This is a genomic window from Nostoc parmelioides FACHB-3921, assembly GCF_014696625.1.
GTDB classification, from domain to species: domain Bacteria; phylum Cyanobacteriota; class Cyanobacteriia; order Cyanobacteriales; family Nostocaceae; genus Trichormus; species Trichormus parmelioides.
Genome location: NZ_JACJQL010000160.1, coordinates 1 through 2,740, shown reverse-complemented (window position 1 = coordinate 2,740; position 2,740 = coordinate 1). Strand labels below are relative to the sequence as shown.

The 2,740-nt window shown below is 42.1% G+C and carries 5 protein-coding genes and 1 pseudogene; 1 reads left to right on the top strand and 5 read right to left on the bottom strand.

Features of this window, described 5'->3' with window-relative positions; genetic code table 11:
• Positions 1-75: 75 nt before the first annotated feature.
• On the top strand, positions 76-606 hold the full coding sequence (locus tag H6G14_RS33940) for a hypothetical protein (RefSeq protein WP_242054386.1): 531 nt from the start codon (positions 76-78) through the stop codon (positions 604-606).
• 43 nt (positions 607-649) lie between these two features.
• Here H6G14_RS33940 and H6G14_RS33075 read toward each other — a convergent pair whose 3' ends face one another.
• The 5 genes and pseudogenes from H6G14_RS33075 to H6G14_RS33055 form a co-directional block, all read right to left on the bottom strand.
• Complete coding sequence (locus tag H6G14_RS33075) at positions 650-1,252, bottom strand: alpha-ketoglutarate-dependent dioxygenase AlkB family protein (RefSeq protein ID WP_190573203.1); 603 nt, start codon at positions 1,250-1,252, stop codon at positions 650-652.
• Positions 1,249-1,944 carry a hypothetical protein gene (locus H6G14_RS33070; RefSeq protein WP_190573201.1) on the bottom strand — a complete coding sequence of 232 codons (696 nt, stop codon included), beginning with the start codon at positions 1,942-1,944 and terminating at the stop codon, positions 1,249-1,251. Before H6G14_RS33070 ends, H6G14_RS33075 begins: the two co-directional genes overlap by 4 nt.
• Positions 1,941-2,165, bottom strand: coding sequence for a hypothetical protein (locus H6G14_RS33065; protein WP_190573199.1), 225 nt, complete (start codon positions 2,163-2,165; stop codon positions 1,941-1,943). Before H6G14_RS33065 ends, H6G14_RS33070 begins: the two co-directional genes overlap by 4 nt.
• A gap of 71 nt (positions 2,166-2,236) precedes the next feature.
• On the bottom strand, positions 2,237-2,521 hold the full coding sequence (locus H6G14_RS33060; RefSeq protein WP_190573197.1) for a hypothetical protein: 285 nt from the start codon (positions 2,519-2,521) through the stop codon (positions 2,237-2,239).
• Between the two features lie 9 nt (positions 2,522-2,530).
• Positions 2,531-2,740 (bottom strand): annotated as a pseudogene (locus tag H6G14_RS33055) (KilA-N domain-containing protein); the annotation flags it as partial.

The following is a 2,740-nucleotide window of genomic DNA, read 5'->3' as shown; positions in this document are numbered from 1 at the left end:
TTCCTTTGTAATAATAGAGATGGATTCGTAAACAAAATTGATAGGTTACTCTTCTTCAATTTTGAATTTTGAATTTTGAATTTTGAATTGCTTCAGTTAGACTATCAACAAAGGTTGTCGGAGCTAGAGGCTAGTCGCAACCCCTTTGCTACGGTCGTAATGGCTCACTTGGTAGCAGTACAGACCCGCAGTAATAGGTCGCAAAGGAAACAATCAAAACTGGCTTTAGTTCGTCGGCTGTATGAGCAGGGATTTGAACGTGAGGCTGTTGTTAACCTGTTGGCTTTTATTGATTGGATGCTGACGCTACCATTAGATTTAGAACTAGAGTTCATCAGAGAAGTCGAACAATTGGAGGCACAACAGCGTATGCAGTACGTTACTAGTTTTGAGAGAATTGCGCGAATAGAGTCTTTATTAAAAGGCATAGCTTTGGGATTGAAACTAAAATTTGGCACACCTGGGCAAAACTTATTACCTGAAATTGAGCAAATTGAAGATTTCAGATTGCTGGAATCAATCTTGTCAGCAATAGAAACAGCAAATACCGTTGATGAATTGCGTTCTATTTATCAGACAGCAGATGAAACTCCAAGAGAAAATTAGGGTCTTAATTTGCTGGTAATTTCCTCTTTCAACTAACAATTAGTTAGAACTTTCCTCCTACGTGTGGTCGAAATGTCAGATTAATTCGCGTAGTCACAAACTTATTGGTTTTCGGAACCTGATGTACGTGAGTAGACTGACAACCCGGTAGCATCACCAACAAACTCCCATGCTCCAGCCAAAAGTCAGTAGGCTTACCACCGATGGGCTTAATCTGGAACTTGCGAACTGCACCTAAACTGACAGATGCGATCGCCGGCTCAACACCCATAGATGACTCCTTATCTGCGTGCCAGCCTATACTGTCCTGTCCACTTCTATATTGGTTGCCGATAACGATGCGGAAGCTGTAACCAGTGAATGCGGTGATTTTGTCACGTAACTTAGCTAAAGGCTCTGTCCAGTCAAGGGGTTTAAGCAGTACGCTATTGGAGTAAAGGTAATCGCAACCCTCATCCCCATAAATGCACTCCAGCCGAGGGACGGGCATAGTTTTACCCAGCATTTTTATCTGGTTTTGCTGCCATTGTAGTTGTTGACAATGTTGATATAACTCGTCAGCTTCTTGCTTATTCAAGAAATCGGGGTGATAAGTAACAGGGAAAACGGCTGTGGTTGGGTCATTGAATAGTAATAACTGTTTCATACATACTCTCCATTAGCGATCGCCTGAACAATTTCTTCTGCTCGTTGTTGAGATATTGCCTCAAGCGGATTTTTGTAAAAGCCAAGAATCTGCGACTTGGGACGAATGATAGTCCTTTGAGAAGTCGTGCGTTTATCCCACACAAAGCAAGAGATGGTGATATTATCAGTAGCCCAACGAGTACCGTGTTTGTCCTTTCTGAACGAGAATCTCGGCAAAGTCAGTACAAGTGATGGCGGGTGCTGCTGTAAAAATTCAGCCCGGTCATCACATGGTTCAAGAAAACTTGTGAGGAGAAAAGCGGCGACACCTACACGCGCTTTCTTAAACGCATTTTTAATGATGGGTGCGGCGTACACTCCATACGGTGGATTAGTACAGATCCAATCGCACTCAGGTAATTTATCCCAGACTTCGGGTAATGTCGCATCGTAGTAATAATCCGCCTGTTTGTTTGGGTCAATATCGTTAGTCCAGAGAGACTTTGTGTAAGGCCACACTTGAAGTAGGGAAGAGATCGCTCCATGTCCCGCACAAGATTCACCAATGACACCCGATAGTTTCACATGGCGTAGTAATTCAGTGGTGAACCAGGACGGTGACTCGTAAAAGTTGAGAGGGTGTTTACTGAAAGTTTCGCTTGAAGTAACAGTAATTTTGTGTTCTGGTGTTAGTAATGATGTGCTAATCATGCTGCATCTTCCTCCTCAACATTCGTCAAGTTTTCATTGCTGATAATTTTGGCGCTGATGGATTCAAAATCGACTTGAAAAATGTTTAAATCGGGAGTCAATTCCCCAGAGTTATAGCGGTCTGTTATGTGCTGTTTAATAGCATCCTCTGTCAGACCATCAGGTATTGTGATATGAGCTTCTTGGTAAACTTTTTCTACTAACTGAACAATGACTTTCATTTAGCTTTATCCTCTAAAACTAAGGAGTGTTTTTGTAAGGCGGTTGTTACTGAAGGAAGCGGCAATCGCTTTTATTTTTGTTCTTCTTTGGATATCCCTTCCCAGAAATGTTCAATGAAATAATAGACTTGCTCCAAAACTTGGGGTAATAAAAATAAGTGAACTTCCCACACGGCGATAACTCCACCAGCAAAACATTCTGCCAGTTCAATCCGAACTAATTCTGGTACAGCACTTTCTAAAAACTTGAGTGTATAGTCTTCGTTGTCAGGTAAATGAACAAAAAAGTATTCATCATACATGGCACAAGCTTCTAACCCGTATTTCTCTGCTACCGTTTTTCGTAGACTGTTCATAATCTTGAATCACCCAGAAATTACTTGTACTATTTGGGGCAACCACCGCAGTTGGAACACAGTTTGATTACACCCCTTCGCCAAAGCAGGAACCATCCGCCCCCATCGTTTACCTTCATCAGTTGGTCGATAGGGAATTTTGCGGTCATCAGTACGATATTGCAATCCAGAGTTTAGAAGTAAGTGATTAACGGCTCTGGCTGACATCCCAACTACTTC

What these genes read in the sequence shown, in the direction of transcription:
- H6G14_RS33065 (WP_190573199.1), bottom strand. Translation starts at nt 2,165, where the DNA reads ATGAAAGTCATTGTTCAGTTAGTAGAAAAAGTTTACCAAGAAGCTCAT.
- H6G14_RS33060 (WP_190573197.1), bottom strand. Translation starts at nt 2,521, where the DNA reads ATGAACAGTCTACGAAAAACGGTAGCAGAGAAATACGGGTTAGAAGCT.
- H6G14_RS33075 (WP_190573203.1), bottom strand. Translation starts at nt 1,252, where the DNA reads ATGAAACAGTTATTACTATTCAATGACCCAACCACAGCCGTTTTCCCT.
- H6G14_RS33070 (WP_190573201.1), bottom strand. Translation starts at nt 1,944, where the DNA reads ATGATTAGCACATCATTACTAACACCAGAACACAAAATTACTGTTACT.